The 17,995-nt window shown below is 38.5% G+C and carries 15 protein-coding genes; 6 read left to right on the top strand and 9 right to left on the bottom strand.

Annotation, left to right across the window (positions count from 1 at the left end; all coding sequences use genetic code 11):
• The first annotated feature begins 177 nt into the window (after positions 1-177).
• Both K348_RS0106025 and K348_RS0106020 read left to right on the top strand, forming a co-directional pair.
• Positions 178-972 (top strand): threonine/serine exporter ThrE family protein, encoded by a 795-nt coding sequence (locus K348_RS0106025; protein WP_029903956.1) that lies wholly within the window; start codon positions 178-180, stop codon positions 970-972.
• A gap of 10 nt (positions 973-982) precedes the next feature.
• The gene (locus K348_RS0106020; RefSeq protein ID WP_029903954.1) at positions 983-1,492 is read left to right on the top strand and encodes a threonine/serine exporter family protein; all 510 of its coding nucleotides are present in this window, start codon (positions 983-985) and stop codon (positions 1,490-1,492) included.
• On the opposite strand, the gene K348_RS0106015 is transcribed toward K348_RS0106020, so the two are convergent.
• The 7 genes from K348_RS0106015 to K348_RS0105985 form a co-directional block, all read right to left on the bottom strand.
• Positions 1,489-2,325 carry a metal ABC transporter permease gene (locus K348_RS0106015; RefSeq protein ID WP_036930248.1) on the bottom strand — a complete coding sequence of 279 codons (837 nt, stop codon included), beginning with the start codon at positions 2,323-2,325 and terminating at the stop codon, positions 1,489-1,491. The two genes, K348_RS0106020 and K348_RS0106015, sit on opposite strands and share 4 nt — an antisense overlap.
• Positions 2,326-2,339: 14 nt before the next feature.
• A complete protein-coding gene (locus K348_RS0106010; protein WP_051697658.1) occupies positions 2,340-3,722 on the bottom strand; it encodes a DUF6056 family protein in 1,383 nt (460 codons plus the stop codon).
• A 6-nt stretch (positions 3,723-3,728) separates the two neighbouring features.
• Positions 3,729-7,421 (bottom strand): methionine synthase, encoded by a 3,693-nt coding sequence (gene metH / locus K348_RS0106005; protein WP_029903949.1) that lies wholly within the window; start codon positions 7,419-7,421, stop codon positions 3,729-3,731.
• Positions 7,422-7,427: 6 nt separating this feature from the next.
• Positions 7,428-8,807 carry a DUF6056 family protein gene (locus K348_RS18745; RefSeq protein ID WP_029903947.1) on the bottom strand — a complete coding sequence of 460 codons (1,380 nt, stop codon included), beginning with the start codon at positions 8,805-8,807 and terminating at the stop codon, positions 7,428-7,430.
• 3 nt (positions 8,808-8,810) lie between these two features.
• Positions 8,811-10,196, bottom strand: coding sequence for a DUF6056 family protein (locus K348_RS18375; RefSeq protein ID WP_036930247.1), 1,386 nt, complete (start codon positions 10,194-10,196; stop codon positions 8,811-8,813).
• Between the two features lie 72 nt (positions 10,197-10,268).
• Positions 10,269-10,721, bottom strand: a complete 453-nt coding sequence (gene smpB / locus K348_RS0105990) for an SsrA-binding protein (RefSeq protein WP_029903946.1) — start codon at positions 10,719-10,721, stop codon at positions 10,269-10,271.
• Positions 10,722-10,829: 108 nt separating this feature from the next.
• Positions 10,830-12,293 (bottom strand): DUF6056 family protein, encoded by a 1,464-nt coding sequence (locus K348_RS0105985; RefSeq protein WP_051697656.1) that lies wholly within the window; start codon positions 12,291-12,293, stop codon positions 10,830-10,832.
• Positions 12,294-12,537: 244 nt separating this feature from the next.
• Between K348_RS0105985 and K348_RS0105980 the strand changes: the two genes are divergently transcribed.
• From K348_RS0105980 to K348_RS0105965, 4 genes are read left to right on the top strand one after another with little or no spacing between them, the layout of a single operon-like run.
• Positions 12,538-13,506 carry an SPFH domain-containing protein gene (locus tag K348_RS0105980; protein WP_029903942.1) on the top strand — a complete coding sequence of 323 codons (969 nt, stop codon included), beginning with the start codon at positions 12,538-12,540 and terminating at the stop codon, positions 13,504-13,506.
• Between the two features lie 8 nt (positions 13,507-13,514).
• Positions 13,515-13,757, top strand: a complete 243-nt coding sequence (locus K348_RS0105975) for a hypothetical protein (RefSeq protein WP_029903940.1) — start codon at positions 13,515-13,517, stop codon at positions 13,755-13,757.
• A 22-nt stretch (positions 13,758-13,779) separates the two neighbouring features.
• The gene (locus tag K348_RS0105970; RefSeq protein ID WP_029903938.1) at positions 13,780-14,733 is read left to right on the top strand and encodes a hypothetical protein; all 954 of its coding nucleotides are present in this window, start codon (positions 13,780-13,782) and stop codon (positions 14,731-14,733) included.
• Positions 14,734-14,771: 38 nt separating this feature from the next.
• Positions 14,772-15,845 (top strand): DUF6620 family protein, encoded by a 1,074-nt coding sequence (locus K348_RS0105965; protein WP_029903936.1) that lies wholly within the window; start codon positions 14,772-14,774, stop codon positions 15,843-15,845.
• Between the two features lie 92 nt (positions 15,846-15,937).
• On the opposite strand, the gene der is transcribed toward K348_RS0105965, so the two are convergent.
• Both der and K348_RS0105955 read right to left on the bottom strand, forming a co-directional pair.
• A complete protein-coding gene (der, locus tag K348_RS0105960; protein ID WP_029903933.1) occupies positions 15,938-17,251 on the bottom strand; it encodes a ribosome biogenesis GTPase Der in 1,314 nt (437 codons plus the stop codon).
• Between the two features lie 113 nt (positions 17,252-17,364).
• Positions 17,365-17,961 carry a hypothetical protein gene (locus K348_RS0105955; RefSeq protein WP_051697653.1) on the bottom strand — a complete coding sequence of 199 codons (597 nt, stop codon included), beginning with the start codon at positions 17,959-17,961 and terminating at the stop codon, positions 17,365-17,367.
• Positions 17,962-17,995 lie beyond the last annotated feature (34 nt).

The following is a 17,995-nucleotide window of genomic DNA, read 5'->3' as shown; positions in this document are numbered from 1 at the left end:
TTTTTTTTAATGATTCCGTACGGCATATTAAGATGCCTCAAAACAAATCTACAAATTAATAAACAAGTATATAATATAAGTGGTTTATTTTTTAATAAAATGAATTGCATACGAGTGCAGGATAATCACTCCTGATTAAAATAATTATCTTTGCAAATAAACTGCAATATATATTAAATGGCAGAAGAAAGATATATAAAAGAAAAGATTCCGGCACAACGTTTTGCCGATCTCATATTGGATATCGGTACATTCCTGTTGGCATCAGGCGCTCATTGCGGGCGTCTGAACAGTAATATTGGACGTCTGGCCTCCACATGGGAATTCGATATAAATATGAACCCCACCTTCAAAGGGTTACTAGTAACGGTGAAAGATAAAAACGATCCTGCCAATTCTATTACTTGCTATAAAACTTCGCCGTCACATAATGTGCATCTGGCGATATTGACAGCAGTTTCGCATATGTCGTGGAAAGTACAGGAAGAGAATTTATCTATTTCATATGTAGAAAAAGAGTTCGCTAAGATTAAGAGCCAGCAAAACTATAGCGACTTAGTCGTGGCTGTGGCTGTAGGTTTTTCATGCGCAGGATTATGCCTCTTCTCGGCAGGAGACGAAAAGAATGCATTACTGACTTTCATAGCAGCTTTTATTGGTTACATGGTAAGGGTATTTTTTAGCAAAAAGAATTTCAATCCGATGATATGCATAAGTATAGCAGCATTTATTACAACCCTGATAACCGGTGCGGGGCGGCTCTATAACTTCGGAGAACATCCCGAAGCTGCTATGGCAACAGCCGTGCTATATCTCATACCGGGAGTACCTCTTATCAATTGCGTTATTGACTTAATCGAGGGTTATCTGTCATCGGCAATAAACAGGGCGCTTTTCGGAGGGTTTATACTATTGTGTATTGCTGCGGGTATGACATTATGTATCACGCTGCTGGGTATAAATAATTTTTAATTGAAACAGAATGGAAGAACTGTCTGTAATAAATATATTCCGCGACTTTATAATTGCATTCATTGTAGGCTTTTGCTGGGCAATACTGTTCGGTTCACCTAAGCGCTTATTATGGGTAGCAGGCTTATTGGGCGGTATGGGTCATGCTGTACGGTTCATTCTTATCCAACTTGATTTCGGATTGATTACCGCTACTCTTGCAGGTTCGGTTCTTATTGGGCTTGTAGGTATATTTGCCGCGCATAAGGTAGACAGTCCGCCTGTAGTATTCACTATGCCGGCTTGTATAACTATGATACCGGGAATGTTTGCCTACAAAACGATGCTTGCTGGCATAAAGGTAACAGACTTACCGACTGTGGAACAAAATCCGCATCTATTAATCGAAATGTCACATAACCTTATGCTTACAATGTCTCTATTATTCACATTGGCAATAGGTATATGTATAGGCGCATTGCTTTTCCGCAAATCGAGCGTAAAAAATATATCGTTTAAGGATGTAATCGGGAAGGGTTAAACTGCCAACTTCTGCCGTTTCTTTCTCTGATTCATCTTTACAATTAATCGGGATGCAAGAAATACAATTATCTGTGTAAAGATTATAAATACACCCGAAGGAACATCCAATACAGCAGAGAGAAATAATCCCACTATACAGCCGAAGAAGCCGATAATAACGGATAGTAGTATCATTTTTACAAAGTTGGACGTGAACAGATTTGCTGTCATTTGGGGAACAGTAAGGATCGACATAAGCAGTACAATACCTACCAAACGGATTGATAAGACTATAGTAATGGCAATCCCCATCATCATTGCATATTTAATCAGATTGACTGGTAAATTCCGTGTCTTAGCAAAATCCGTATCAAAAGCTGCAAATAATATCTGACGCCCGAAAAGCAGGAAAACAATAATCAAAACCAAAGATAATACAGCCAGATAAATTATATCGGGTGTTGTAATGGTGAGGATATTCCCGAACAGATAATCGGATAAGTTAGGTGCAAATCCCGGTTTTAGATAAATAAAGATAATTCCAATAGCCATTCCCAACGACCAAAAAGAACCTATTGCCGAATCTTCCCTCACACCCTGCCGCGACGAAAGCCATTCGATACCAAAAGCCGAAAGAATAGAAAAGATCATTGCTGCAAAAATAGGATTCCATCCGAAATAAAAGCCCATACCGATGCCTCCGAGCGAAGCATGTGTTATCCCACCACTGATGAATACAAGACGACGGACAACAACATACGTACCGATAATGCCGCAGGCAATACTTGCAAACAGACTACCCAGCAAGGCATTCTGAAAAAATGTATATGATAGTAAATCCAAAAATTCCATTTGTAAGTATATATTTATTCAGCAGGTTTACTGACAATAAGCCTCACTTGCTTTAATCCGTAAAACCGTACATAGCATTTATTCTCCCAGTATTCAGGGTCATCCGACAGGTCGGATATATAATATTCTGGCGGTAATTCAAATTTCTTTGTGAATGTTATAGAATCATTCCCCATTCGTTTTTGCTCTGCCATATAGATTTCTCTTTCATCCCAGACAGCAGTAATATATGATAGGTTATTAAATACTGTCTTGTACTGAAATGCATATATAACAGCTAATGCAAAGAAAACAGTAATTGCTGGATATTTCAGTTGCTTAAGGCTGAAATCGATATTCGCAATTATAATACCAATAGCTATCAACAGCAGTATAATGATACCGAATAAAGCCCTCTCTGGAAAAATAGGCGATACTACCATTGCAGCAAGCGCTACTGCAGCCATCAGTATAAACATTATTGAACTGCGTATTATAGTTTGCTTATCATTCTCATTCTTCGGATATTTAATGTAAATAAAGACCAAAAACAAATATACGATAAACGGTATAAGTAAATGATTCCACGTATGCGTGAGAATATAATTGACTCCCATAAGGAAGATATCTTTGTACATTATCTCTGTTTGCCCGAACGAAGTAGTAACATCCTCCAATCTCACATAATTGCCGGGAGCTACCAGCATCATTATGCAACCGACGATTGTTCCGATAAGACCGGTAATTGCCCATGCCGGAATCTTTATCTTTTCATACTTATAAAGAGCTAAAGAAGCAATAATATAGAAAATCAATGCTACGGACATATTCTCATTTGTCCATCCGGCAATAATACCGAAAAGAAAAAACAATACTGTTCTAACTGCACTGTTTTCCGTTTTTCGAGAACGATAACAGGAATAGTATGAGTACAGGAAAAGAAGTATAATTAATGTTCCCCAAAGATAATTTGCCGCACCTGTTTTCCATAATATAGTCGCAAAATAGGCAGGTTGTGCAAACCAGATAAGCAAACTAAACAGAAAGAATAATACAGGGTTCGTTTTATTACCTTTATTCGCTATTCTATAGAGGACATAGACAAAAAGCACATAGCCGAGCGAATTAATAACACACGCCCAGAAGAAGCCTGTCATTAGCATGGATTCGGCAATAAAATGGACAACACTACGCCCGCCCCATGTCATATAATGATTATATTGAGAAGTAAAAATATGCGAAAATGACCGGATACGGGTTGCTTCTTCCCCATGTACAAAACTGTAGTTCCAGTCGTCGGCATACAGCGGGTAAAGATAATTCTGAATATATATCAGGATAAATACAGTAAGTACGGCAAGCACCATACATACTATATTCAGTCTGCTATTTTCTTTTTGAATACCCGTATTTGTCATTTCATTTTATATCAGGTTCGCACTCAAAAATTTACGAATCAATTCTGCATCTTCTCCTCGTCTTTCTATATAGGCTTCAAGTTGGTCGTCGAGTATATTTCCGATATTGAAATACTTTGACTTTGGATGTGATATAATAATTCCGCTAACGGTTGCATTTGGCAACATTACGCCATTTTCAGTGAGTTCTACTCCTATCTCTTTCGATTGCAAAAGATCATCATTCAACAGGAAATTAATCGATTGGTCGGGAATAGACGGATAGCCTACCGCCGGACGAATACCCTGATATTTAAGTGTAAACATCTCATTGACCGTAATATTTTCATCGAGAGCAAATCCCCAGTATTTTTTTCTTATTTCGGAATGCAACCATTCTGTTGTGGCTTCTGCCAGACGGTCGAGCACCGATTTAAGAAGCAATACTTTATATTCATCGCCCTGACGTTCATACTCGCTCATCAATTCATTTGCGCCTACTCCTGCCGTTACGGTAAAGCCACCGACATAATCTTGCTTTCCAGAAGATTTCGGTGCTACAAAGTCGCAAAGGGAAAGATATTCACCTTTATCGTTTTTCTTTTGCTGACGCAGCATAGGGAAACGAATATCATTGATATAGAGATTTTCATTTTCGCTATATGCATCAAATATGCCGAATACCGCATTGATATAATCGGCTTTACTAAATGCAAGCTGGTCTAATAATGATTTTGCATCCTTATAGAGTTGCATACCTTCAGCGGCTTTTTCCCGTTCCTGTTCGGGGAAAGAGTTTAACCACGTCGCTTTACATGACGGACAATCATCGATATTCTGCACAGTAGCATAACGCGCCGATAGATTCCATGAATGGAAGAAGAATTTCCAATCTACGAATGGAATTATATTTTCTATAGGAATATGCTTCAATATCTGCCGTCCTTTCACTTTCGGTTCAGGTGATTGATAATTATTCCAGTCAATCTTCATCCCCTTATCCAATACTTCTGATAAAGGTAAAAGGTCAGCTTTTTTATCTCCGGCTGAATCCCTTAATAAAGCATACTGTTCACGTATTTCTTTTATATAGTCATCCTTTGTGTTCGGATTTATAAGCTTACCAACTGCTGCCGGAGCTTGCGAAGCATCTTTAACATATACCACCGACCCGTTGTTATATTTAGGGTCTATTTTTATAGCGGTATGGAGTTTAGATGTAGTTGCCCCGCCAATCATCAATGGAATGGTAAATCCGGCCTTTTCCATTTCATTGGCAACTATAGTCATTTCTTCTAGTGATGGAGTAATCAAACCACTAAGACAAAGGATGTCCGGCTGTTCTTCTTTAACCCTCTGAATAATCACTTCCGGCGGAGTCATCACACCGAGATCAATCACTTCATAATTATTACAGGCAAGGATAATAGAAACTATATTCTTGCCGATATCGTGTACATCGCCTTTAACCGTCGCAATAATAAGTTTTCCAGCCTTGTTGCTTCCTGCAGAAGATGCTTTCTGAGCTTCCAGTGTCGGTTGTAGAATAGCCACAGCGCGCTTCATGGTACGGGCTGTCTTTACTACTTGTGGAAGAAACATTTTTCCTGCGCCAAAAAGGTCACCGACTCTATTCATTCCATCCATTAGGGGCTTGTCAATAATATCAACAGCTTTCGGATACACTTTAAGCGCTTCGATCAGGTCTTCTTCCAGATAATCACTAATACCTTTTATTAAGGCATACTGTATACGTTCATCGAGCGGAAAAGACCGCCATTCTTCGACCTTTTGCTCTGTTTGTCCTGTATTTTCATTCTTTATCCTTTCGGCATATTCGATAAGTTCGTCTGTTGCCTCGGGTCTGCGGTTGAAAATAACATCCTCAACCAAATTCCTCAATTCGAGCGGAATGTCGTCGTAAACAACCGATTGACCCGGATTCACAATACCCATATCCATACCGCGCTGAATAGCATAATACAGGAATACTGCATGCATGGCTTCCCGCACATAATCGTTGCCACGAAAAGAGAATGAAAGGTTGCTTACTCCCCCGCTTATTTTAGCGTGTGGTAAGTTTTTCTTAATCCAAGTGATTGTTTCCAAAAAATCAACCGCATAGTTGCGATGCTCTTCAATGCCTGTAGCTATGGCTAAAACGTTCGGGTCAAAGATTATATCTAATGGATTGAATCCGTCATTTACCAGTAAATTATATGCCCTTTCGCAAATTTCTATTCTACGGGCATACGTATCAGCTTGCCCCGTTTCATCAAAAGCCATGACAATAACAGCGGCCCCATACCGATGAATAAGCCGTGCCTGACGAAGAAATTCTTCTTCGCCTCCTTTGAGTGAAATAGAGTTTACAATCGGTTTGCCTTGTACACATTTCAGTCCGGCCTCCAATACCTCCCATTTCGAAGAGTCTATCATTACCGGAACACGCGATACATCAGGGTCGGATGCCATCATATTGAGGAAAGTAGTCATTTCTTTAACTCCGTCGAGTAATCCTTCGTCCATATTCACATCGAGTACCTGTGCTCCGTCTTCGACTTGCTTGTGGGCAATAGTAAGGGCTTCTTCGTACTTCTGCTCCTTTATCAGGCGGAGAAATTTGCGTGAGCCGGCTACATTAAGCCGCTCACCGATATTAATAAAGTTGATCTCAGGCTTGGCTTCTAGTAGTTCCAATCCTGACAGCCACATATATTTAGGTTTTTCGGCAGATTTGTGAGGTAAAGCACCTTTCACCAAATCGGCATATTTAGCTATATGTGCGGGAGTTGTACCGCAACAGCCACCGACAATATTTACAAGGCCGTCATCGATAAACTCTTTTATCTGTCCTGCCATTATCTCAGGCGTTTGGTCATATTCTCCAAACTGGTTTGGTAATCCCGCATTTGGATGCGCCGAAATAAAGCCGGGAGCAATCCGTACCAGTTCCTTTAAGAATGGTTTCATATCCGATGCCCCGAATGAACAGTTAAGTCCTACCGACAGGTAATCGAGATGACTAACAGATGCCATAAATGCGCCGACAGTTTGACCCGACAATGTACGTCCTGCCTTATCGGATAAAGTTACGGATATCATTATCGGTAAGTCTATATTTCTTTCTTTACGTACTTCATCGGCAGCGAATAAAGCAGCCTTAGCATTTAAGGTATCAAATATAGTTTCTATCAGTAGTAAATCCACACCGCCGTCTGCCAGCCCCTCTATCTGTTCTTTATAGGCAATATACAGGTCATCGAAAGTCACGGCACGGAAGATAGGATTTTCTACCTTCGGACTCATCGATGCTGTTTTGTTTGTAGGGCCTATCGAACCTGCTACAAAGCGCGGTTTATCAGGGTTCTGTTTTGTATAATCCGATGCTGCTTTCTTTGCTATTCTTGCAGCTTCACGGTTTATCTCTCTGGCCAGTGGTGCCATATCATAATCTTCGAGCGATATGGTAGTGCCATTAAAAGTATTGGTCTCTATGATATCTGCTCCCGCATCCAGATATTTGCGATGAATTTCCTCTATTATATCGGGCCTTGTAAGATTGAGTAACTCGTTATTCCCTTTTTGTAATATAATAGCATCACGAAAACGCTCACCACGAAAATCCTCTTCGGTCAGTTTATATTCTTGTATAAGGCTTCCCATAGCACCGTCGAGGATAAGTATACGTTCCTTTAGTATATTTTGAATCTTATTCATTTAAACTTATTTATTTGGTATAACCTTAACGGTTCTAACTCCGTAAAATGCAGCATAATATACATTTACCGGATCGTTTACATCTTCACTTAAATCCTGAAATTCAAATTTATAATGTATCCCTATTTTGCCTTTAAAAACAATATCTTCTATTCCTTCTTCCTGCTGCTCTTTTAAGAACTTTTCTCTTTCGCTAAAAGTCTCAGAAATTAAAGAAATAGAAGGATATATCCTATAGTAATTATATATAAACGCCACGCTGATCAAAAGCACAACACACAGATTTGCTAATCTGCTAGAAATAGATACAAAACTGATATTTGCATATAATATGGCAATTGCAACAATCATAAAAGCAACGACGCCAAACATAGCCCTTAAAGGGAAAACAGGTGTACCGATAAATGCCAGCATAGCTATATGAGCAGTAACAACAAACAAAACCGATATATCAATATTCTTCCTGTTGACCAATCCTTTTTTATATTGCCATATAGCTATGAGAAGCATTACAACATATAATATAAACACTTGATACATGCAATGATGATACATTACTACCAATAATTGCAAACGGGATATAATCATATCAGCAAAAGAATTCTGAACCACATTCAATCCTTCCATACGCACATAATTACCCGGAGCAGCCACCATTATTATAAATCCGATACAAAGTCCTACAAGTCCGGAAACAGCCCATTTTTGCATAATGTTTTTTTTCCAGAAATAAATACAAAATACGCCCGTCATAAAGATCATGGCGGCAGCCATATTCTCGTTCGTCCATCCGGCCAGAATTCCTAAAAATAGAAATCCGATAAATTTCAATGACTTATTTTTTCCTTTATTATGCTCCGTTCTGTAAGTCAGATAGTAAGGGTAAATAAAGGCGAGGAGCAATAGACAGCTCCAAAGGTAATTCGCACTACCGGTTATCCACAATATATCATGCGTTAGAACAGGTGTATAAAACCATAAGAGAATGGTTATAAATATAAATAAATATGCATTGATCTTATTATTATAGTTTGCAATACGATATATTGCAAAGATGAAAAGAAGAAAAACAATCGTATTCAGAACATCTTGTAAAAATGGTGGTAAAACAAGCAGTATCTGGGCAATCACATGTACAACCGAGCGCCCCCCCCACTTAAAGTAATGGTTGTATTGCCCGATAAAAATATCAGATAATGAAGATACTCGCCTTAAAGGATATTCTCCATATACGAAAGAATAAATCCAATCGTCAACATAATTTGGAAACAGATAATTGAAAATAAATATTAGAACTGATACAGCACACAGAAAAAGTATCAGCAAACCTTTTTGAGGTTTCGCCGAATAAATAAAGTCTGTTATTTTATTTAATAATCCTATCATATCTCATTCTTTATCAGGAATAACCCTGACTGAACGTACATTATAATACTTTGAATAGATCCTATTTAGTTCGCCATCCGGATTTTCTTCCAAGTCTGTAAATCCGAATTTCGAATGAAGCCCGATCCTTCCCGTGAATATAATATCTTCAATACCTTTTTCTTTTTGTTCCTGTAAAAATATTTCACGTGCTCTGAACGTTTTGGACATCAAATGTATAGATGGATATTTTCTGTAAAAATCAATAAAGCCCCCCCCGCAAAGCAGCACAATTATTAATAAATTCCCAGCCTGCAAATATAAAGTATCTAATCGCATATTTGCATATAGGATCATTATACCTATTATCATAAAAGTAACCACGCAAAATAAAGCTCTCTCCGGAAACACAGGTGTTGCGATTAGAGCAAAAAAAGCAATGTGTGCCGTAATAACAAATAGCAGTGATTTGAATATTATTTCCCGTTTATTTAAATGATCTCCGGATGTTTTATAGAAAACTATCAACGAAATAATATAAACGACAAGCAATATTAATAAGTGCTTCATATATACAGCCGGGAAGAAACTTAACCTAAACATAATAACCTTAAGAAAAGGTTCGTTTGAAGTATTAAGATATTCATTTATTACTTCTGCCCTATGATAATTCCCCGGAGCTATTAACATTATAGCACAGCCGATGCACAGACCGATAAGTCCTGTTAACATCCATGGTTTAATATTTCCGTATTTTCTCTGAAATATACAAAAAACAAAAATCATAAATATGGCTGCGACGGACATATTCTCATTTGTCCATCCGGCAATAATACCTAGTAGAAGAAAAGCAGAGGCTTTCCATATACTATTTTTGGGTACAGCTTTTTCTTTATTATCAATATAATAGGGATAAAGAAATAACAACATGATGAGTGTTCCCCAAAGATAATTAGCACTTCCTGTTATCCAAAGGACTGTACCGGCGAACAGCGGTAAACAAAGCCATGCCAGTATAGCTGTTATTATAAAAACAAACGCATTTGCATTATTGCCTTGGTTCACTAATTTATAAATAACCAATATATAACCCAAAAATGCCAGAGAATTAATCATATCGGCCATTGATACCGGTAACAATAATAACAGTTGAGCTATAAAATGAACTACCGAACGGCCACCCCACAGCACATAATGATTATACTGGCTCGTGAAAATATCAAACAGATTATGGACACGTGTCGAAGGATTTTCTCCAAAAATAAAAATATAAGTCCAGTCATCTGCATATAACGGATATAATCTGTTTAGAATAAAAATGATAATAAAAAGTACAAAGCTACTGGCAATAAGGATAGCTTTTTGCACCTTATTGTCAGTTACTTTATGAAATATGTCATTGATTATCATTGATATTCTTTTTCGCTTCCTGCAAAATAAACCGGATAAACCTATTATAAGTTAATGAATATGATCAAGGAATTACTGTTTCATTGCCCTGTCCATTGCCCTCTTGTCATCTTTTTCGCGAAGGCTCTGACGTTTATCGTATTGTTTTTTACCGCGGGCTACAGCTATATTTACCTTAGCCAGTCCTCTTTCATTTAAGAATATACGGGTAGGAACAATCGTATAGCCTGTTTCTTTGACCATACGCTGTATTTTTTTCAGTTCCTTTTTGTTAAGAAGCAATTTGCGGTCACGCCGGGCTGCATGATTATTATAAGAGCCGTAGAAATATTCGGCAATATACATGTTACGAACCCAGAGCTCATTCTTTTCGAAGATGCAAAAGGTATCTACAAGACTTGCTTTGCCAAACCGTATAGATTTTATTTCCGTACCTGTAAGTACGATTCCGGCGGTGTAGGTTTCTATGAATTCATAATCGAAGCTTGCCCGTTTATTCTTTATATTTATATTTGGTTGATCCACTGTCGCTAAATTTATATTCTGTCCTGAGTTTAAAATGTACAAAGATAGCTATTTCGAAGCAAATCTACATCAAGATATACCTGCTAAAGAAAACAGGTAAAGAAAAGTCTATTCCTGCTCATGGTTAGAGATATCATCTTTTGCAAAACCTTTACCTTCAAACAATTTCTTGTCCTGAATCCGCCGTATTATAATAGAATTGACTCCCATATATTTACCGAATTGTTCCGGCCAAAAACTTTCCCCGATATAGAACTGCTTTAATTTCACGATGGCGAATGGGGAACATTTCGATTCAAAATTCTCATAAATAATAATATCCTTTATTCCCTTTTCCTTTTGCTGCTTAATATCAACCATCCATCCGGCATATATTTTATCGAACTGTTTCATTTCCGAATATGTTTCTTTAGCCGAAAGAAGGCACACAATTAATAATGCTAAACCAAATGTATAGTTTAATACTTTCAAGGGTAAAAAAGAAAAATCGATATTTGCATACAATATCATAGCACTTATTATAACAAATATAAGAATACCGAACCATGCGCGATTCGGAAACATCGGAGCACCTGACATTACAACAGTTGCCACTGCACCTGCAACTAAAAAGAGAAGAGAAACTACCAGCTTCTTCTTTTTTTCGTTTTTATCTTTAGGCCCTCTCCATAAGAATAAAAGCAAGATTACCAAGTATATTTTGAAAGGGGTAAAGAGATTGGTATAGGCAAACTTCATAACAGTTACGAAGCGATAAAAATAAAACGACAGATCGACATTTGTTGCCCCATGTACATCTGCTATATCGAATTCCCGTCTTATCGCATTTCCGGGTGATAATTGCATTACGAGGCAACCTATAACAGCTCCAACGAAGCCGAATATCATCCATTTAGGGATAGATATTTTTTGCATCTTCATTATTAATATAAGTACCACTAACATGAAACAAAGCGCCAAAGTAGTATTTTCGTTCGTCCATCCGGCTATAATGCCGGCGAATAGGAATAAGATATTTTTATATGTTTTATCTTCTTTCTTCTCCGGCGAAAAATAATATAATATATAAGGACATAGAAACAGGATAATAAACAGCATCCCCCATAGGTAATTTGCACTGCCTGTTATCCAAAATAAATCCTGATACGGTTCGGGTAAAGAAAACCAGATGAACACATTGATAAAAAGGAAAAGAGTTATATTCGTTTTATTGCTTTTATTTGAGATAATATACATACACATTACCAATAATATATATGCCAGCGAATTAAGTATATCTGCACCCATATTGCCTATCCACAGTAAGAACTGGGCTACAAAATGTCCGACTACCCGTCCCCCCCATGTCATATAATGACAATACTGACTTTGAAAAATATCCCACACTGAAGTAATTTCGCTACCGTCACAGTAGTTGAAAGCATAGCCCCAGTCATCGAGATAGACAGGATAGAATTTATTTAACAGGAAGATGTAAAGCCACATGATCAGGATAATGACACCAAAAGTAATTTTCAGTAATTTATTTTCTTTATTATCGTCTGTGCCTTCTATTGTATTACCCAAAATCATATTTAATGAATTAATAAAAGTATGCAAAAATACGAAATTTTAAACTTAATGGAGTCTGATAACAATCTAAATCATCATTCTTTCATTATCTTTATATAGATTTTAATCAATCTTTTTTCGAAAAACATAGAAAAAATTCTACATAAGCAATAAAAAAAGAATTAACATAAGGTGAATTATATCCTTATTTCATTATATTTGCTTTTGCAAACGAACTATAAACAGACTAACACAGTAATACAAGATGAAAAACCTTTTTATCGAAGTAATCGAATCGGTTACTCCGAATCAGGATTATCTCATGTGGCAATACGATGGCGCGGGGAAAGAAATAAAAAACGGAGCCGCTCTCACAGTCAGAGAAAGTCAGCATGTATTGTTACTCGACAGAGGTCAATTGGCCGACGTCTTTCCTCCCGGACTACACAAATTAAGTACTGAAAATATCCCTATTTTAACAAATCTGCGAAACTGGCACCATGGGTTCAACAGTCCTTTCATGGTAGACGTATACTATTTCAATACACATCAATTTGTTAACCTGAAGTGGGGAACACCTGCTCCTATAATTATGCCGGATGCAAAATTCGGACAGGTAAGGATAAAGGCATTCGGAGCGTATAATATACGTATATGCGATGTTGTCAGATTTTTCCGGCAGTATGCAGGTACGACCGATACTATAACTATCTACGAACTGGAAAGACAAATGCGTGATTTCATTGCACCTAAATTCGGAGAAGTACTGGCAAATCACGGTTATAGCATTATGGATGTGGCCGGAAATATTACCGAACTGAGTAATAAAGTATTGCCTCAACTCCAACCTTTCTTCAACGAATTAGGTCTCGAGCTTCTTAAATTCCAGATTACCAGTGTTACTCTCCCCGAAGAGGTTACCAAGCATTATGATACGGTAACCAGTATGAATATGGTAGGAGACATGAATAAATTCCAGCAGTTCAATACCGCACAGGCCATCGGCCAGCAGGGCACTGCCATGAACGAAGGTACACAGGCTGCAGCCATGATGGGTGCAATGATGGGACAAATGAATCAGATGATGCAACAACAGCAAAGCAATCAACAGGCAGCTCCTGCTGAAGAAGATATTGTAGCTAAATTGAAGAAACTAAAGGATATGTTCGATATGGGTCTTTTGGATGAAGATGAATTCAAAGCGAAAAAAGCAGAATTATTAAGCAAACTATAAATAAAACTATGGAAGAAAACAAGCCTTTATCTTTACTGGAAAGATTGAAGCAAAAAACACAAAATCAAACACCATACGGCGGAGAAGCTAAAGAAACCGAAGCAAAAATGGATGCAACTACCTGCCCCAACTGTGGCGCCGGACGGGCTAAATTAGATGGTCTTACAAAATGCGGATATTGCGGATTCGTTTTTATCGAGCAAACATTAACAGACGGCATAAACATAAAAAAGGAGGACAACTCCCGCTAACTTTAATAAACACAAAACAACTATGACAAAAACCAGACAACAATGGATTGACGAAATGGCCGGCATAGAAAAACGCTGGTTCGTATTTCTTGACAGGCTCGAAGAACGGGTAAAAGAGTTTGTCGAAGCATCCATACCGGAACTACAGGAAGCCTACAAAAACGATACAGATGCCGCCAAAAGAACGTATGGCCGCCTTGCCGACAGCATAGAAGGACAGATAGAGAGCGTCCGCAAGAAAGCTGAAAAAGTATACGAGAAAGAAATAGAAGACTATTATCATCACTATTTATTCGAATATTTCAACAGTTCGGATGAAGATGAACTTCAGGGACTGGAAGATATCGCATCCGACACATACTTTGAGGTATGTGACCCGCGCTACAAGAAGTTTGAAAAGATTATGGACGACTGGTCGAAGAAAGTAAAAGACACCGAAGGCGAAAATACAGAATCCAAATATCAGGCGATAATAGATGAATATGAACAGTTGAAAGATAAATTTGCCTGTAAGCAATGCGGTAGCCCTATCTCTATCCCTCATATTTTCCTTACTACCGCTTATGTAGAATGTACTGCATGCCAGACTCAAAATACATTCGAACCGAGCAGCCGTGCCCGTGAACTCGATTTCGTGGGGCGCGAACTTGCAGAGCAACGCAACGAATACCTGAAAAAAGAGTATGACGATGAAAAAGACCGTCTGGATGAAATCCATGATAAGATCAGCGATCTTGAAAGCGATATGATGGGACTGGATGAGGAAGACGATGCTAAAGAATACGCGAAACTACAGGAAAAGATGAAAGCCCTGAAAGCTGAATACAAAGCAACCAAGGAAAACATACCTGTTCTGTATAAAAAATATCTGAAAGCCACATTCGACGAATGGATCAGGCTGGTGCCTCAACTTGCAGAGCAAAACCAACGTGTTTATGAAGGATGGCTCGCCGACTATGAAAGACGCGGAGAATAACCTTAATTAGAAAACAGAATAACAAAAACTGAACAAATATGCTAAAAAAATTATTAGCCCTTTTCGGGATTGGCAAGGAGGAAGACGATAAACCTGCCGCTAATTCATATACACAGCCCAAACCGACGTATCCGCAAGCGGATGTGGATGAGGATGATGAAGATGAAGATGAAGATGAAGATAATGATGATATAGACAATGACGACAGTGATGATGACGATGATAACGACCCGATGTATCAGGATTCCGATCCGAGTGAAAACACTGGCGCTACAGATCTCGATCCCGTAACGCTTCACGGTAAACACTATACAATAGAAGAGTTCGACGCCGAAGTTGAAAGACGTGTACAGAAACAGGTAAAAGAAGAAATCGCAGACGGAGAAGAACCGGACGAGCACGATATTAAGGATTATAAATTCGAACATCGCCGTGCTGTATATATCCAATGGAATAAAGCAAGTACGCAGCAAATGATAGACTTTGAGGCTTTACACTCGTTCGAGCAAACAGGAATACATTCATTCAGCAATACTCCTCATGATGAGAATAATCCGTTGTTACAGCCTATACACGGAGTTACTTTGCAGGATTATGCAGCTATCATGTCAAAGATCGGCACTGGAATGGACATGGATACCATGCTAAAAACATTGGGAGTCGACAAAGCTGCATGGGAAGAAGCGAGTGTACTGTGGACTAAACGTATGCAGGAAGACCTGACTTTTGCCGTAGTAAATCTATATGGCAAATATTTCAAAGAAGCAGACGATCATCCAAAACTTGGTGCATCACTACAACCTGAAATTTCCGAAACCGGATTAACTACACTGGAAAGAATGAAAGCCGATCGCGAATTCTTTACAGATGTGCAAGCTGAAATGAATGCAGCCTATGAATATGGTATCGACGGTGCTCAACAAGCTTTCGAAAAATATGGCGTGAATATTGGCGATATCAGCAAGATTGCGTTACACTATTCGGAAATAGACGGGAACAACATGGAACAAATGGATAAGTGGGCCCGCCTGCTTGACCGGAAAATGAAAGAATATGCCGACAAATATGCTGCCGAGCAAGGCGGTAACATTGCCGACGACATCGAATTTTGACAAACTAGTCTTACACAACAACTAGTCTTACACAACTGAGAAAGGGAAAGCCGTGATGGCCTTCCCTTTTTCCATTATATAGAAATATTATTTTATTTTTCCCTGATAATAATATTAATCGGTGTACCCGACAAATCCCAGTTGTCGCGTATGCGGTTCTCCAAGAAACGTTTGTAAGGGTCTTTTATCCATTGCGGCAGGTTACAGAAAAACACGAATGTCGGCACCTGCGTATGGGGCAATTGAGTAATATATTTTATCTTGATATACTTCCCTTTATTTGCCGGAGGAGGTGTACGCTCTATAATAGGAAGCAATACCTCATTTAGTTTATGTGTAGGTATCTTCGTTTTGCGGCGGCCGTAAACTTCTTTTGCTAATTCAAGCACTTTCAGTATACGCTGCTTTGTAACGGCAGAAGCGAATATGATAGGAAAATCGGTGAAAGGAGCCAGACGCTCACGAATCGCATTCTCAAAAGTCTTGATAACAATCTGCTCTTTATTTTCCACCAAATCCCATTTATTAACACAGACAACCAATCCTTTACGGTTTTTCTGTATCAGTGAAAATATATTCATATCCTGACTCTCGATTCCTTTAGTTGCGTCGATCATCAATACACACACATCCGAATTCTCAATGGCCTTGATAGAACGGATTACCGAATAATATTCCAGATCTTCAATAACTTTGCCCTTTTTACGTATACCTGCAGTATCCACAAGGTAAAAATCCATTCCGAATTTATCGAAACGGGTATAGATCGAATCGCGTGTAGTACCTGCTATATCGGTTACAATATTGCGTTCTTCATCCATTAACGCGTTTACAAATGAAGACTTCCCAGCATTAGGACGTCCGACAATAGCTATACGCGGAATCTCCTCTAACGGTTCATCTTCGGCTTTTTTAGTAAACTTTGTCAGGATAAGATCGAGTAAGTCACCCGTACCCGAACCGTTTATTGCCGATATATTGACAGGATCGCCCAAACCTAAGGCATAAAACTCGGCAGCCTGATAATGAAGATTGAAGTTATCCGCCTTATTCGATACAAGTATTACCGGCTTTTTTGAACGGCGGAGCATGTTAGCTACGCCCATATCCAGATCGGTAAGCCCATTCATTACATCCACTAGGAAAAGAATCACTTCTGCCTCTTCTAAGGCTATCGATACCTGTTTGTTTATTTCACTTTCGAATACATCGTCCGAATTGACAACCCATCCTCCTGTATCTACCAGCGAGAACTCCTGTCCTCCCCACTCTACTTTTCCATACTGACGATCGCGTGTAGTACCCGCAGTATCGTCTACAATAGCTTGCCGGCTTTCGGTCAAACGATTGAACAGTGTTGATTTACCCACATTGGGGCGACCGACTATAGCTACTAAATTTCCCATAATTTGCTTGTTCTCTAAAATTTGTGCAAAGGTAGGCATTTTTATCGGATTCTGATGTAAATAAGAAACGGCTTGTCAATCGACAAGCCGTTAAAACTATATAAGATCAGTATTTACTTAAATACATATTTGGCATTCAGCCATATCAGCGTATCCTTACTATCGGGGATAATCTCCGATGCCGAAAACCCGGCAAGGCCTGCAACCTTTTCTAAGTTTAGTGGTACATCATAGTTGGAAACTGTATCATTCCCGGTATAAGGGCTTAAATAACGGGCATAACTCTTCGTACGGTACAGTTCCTCCATATTACCCATAGCCACAAATGCATCTTTATTTCCCGATTTAATAATAAATAAAGAATCGTCCTTGAAATAATATTCCGACACTATTTTTGCTGTTCTCGCCGAATCAACGAATGTAAGTTTTCCCTCATAAAATTCAGCCGTAAAATATCTGAATAATTGCGCATCGTAAGGGGTAGCCATTTTTTGTGTAAAAAAAGCATTGTAGGCACTATCCGTGCTACCGTTCATATCGGGTTTATATTTCATAGGCTCCAAGGCTCCCTGATCATTACGGGTATAAACCTGAAAGTCGGAAATATCATTTGCCTCCGACCAGCGTTTTACAGCACTTACACCATCGCCGCTACTACAACGAACCAAGACAATGATAAGAGGTATAATTATAAATAAAAACTTTTTCATCCGTTTTTTCTTTTTACGGCTGTAAAGATAAATA

This window comes from Prevotella sp. 10(H), from assembly GCF_000711235.1.
Classification (GTDB): Bacteria; Bacteroidota; Bacteroidia; order Bacteroidales; family Dysgonomonadaceae; genus Dysgonomonas.
The sequence above is the reverse complement of the archived record's forward strand: the minus strand, read 5'-3'. Positions and strand labels throughout refer to the sequence as shown.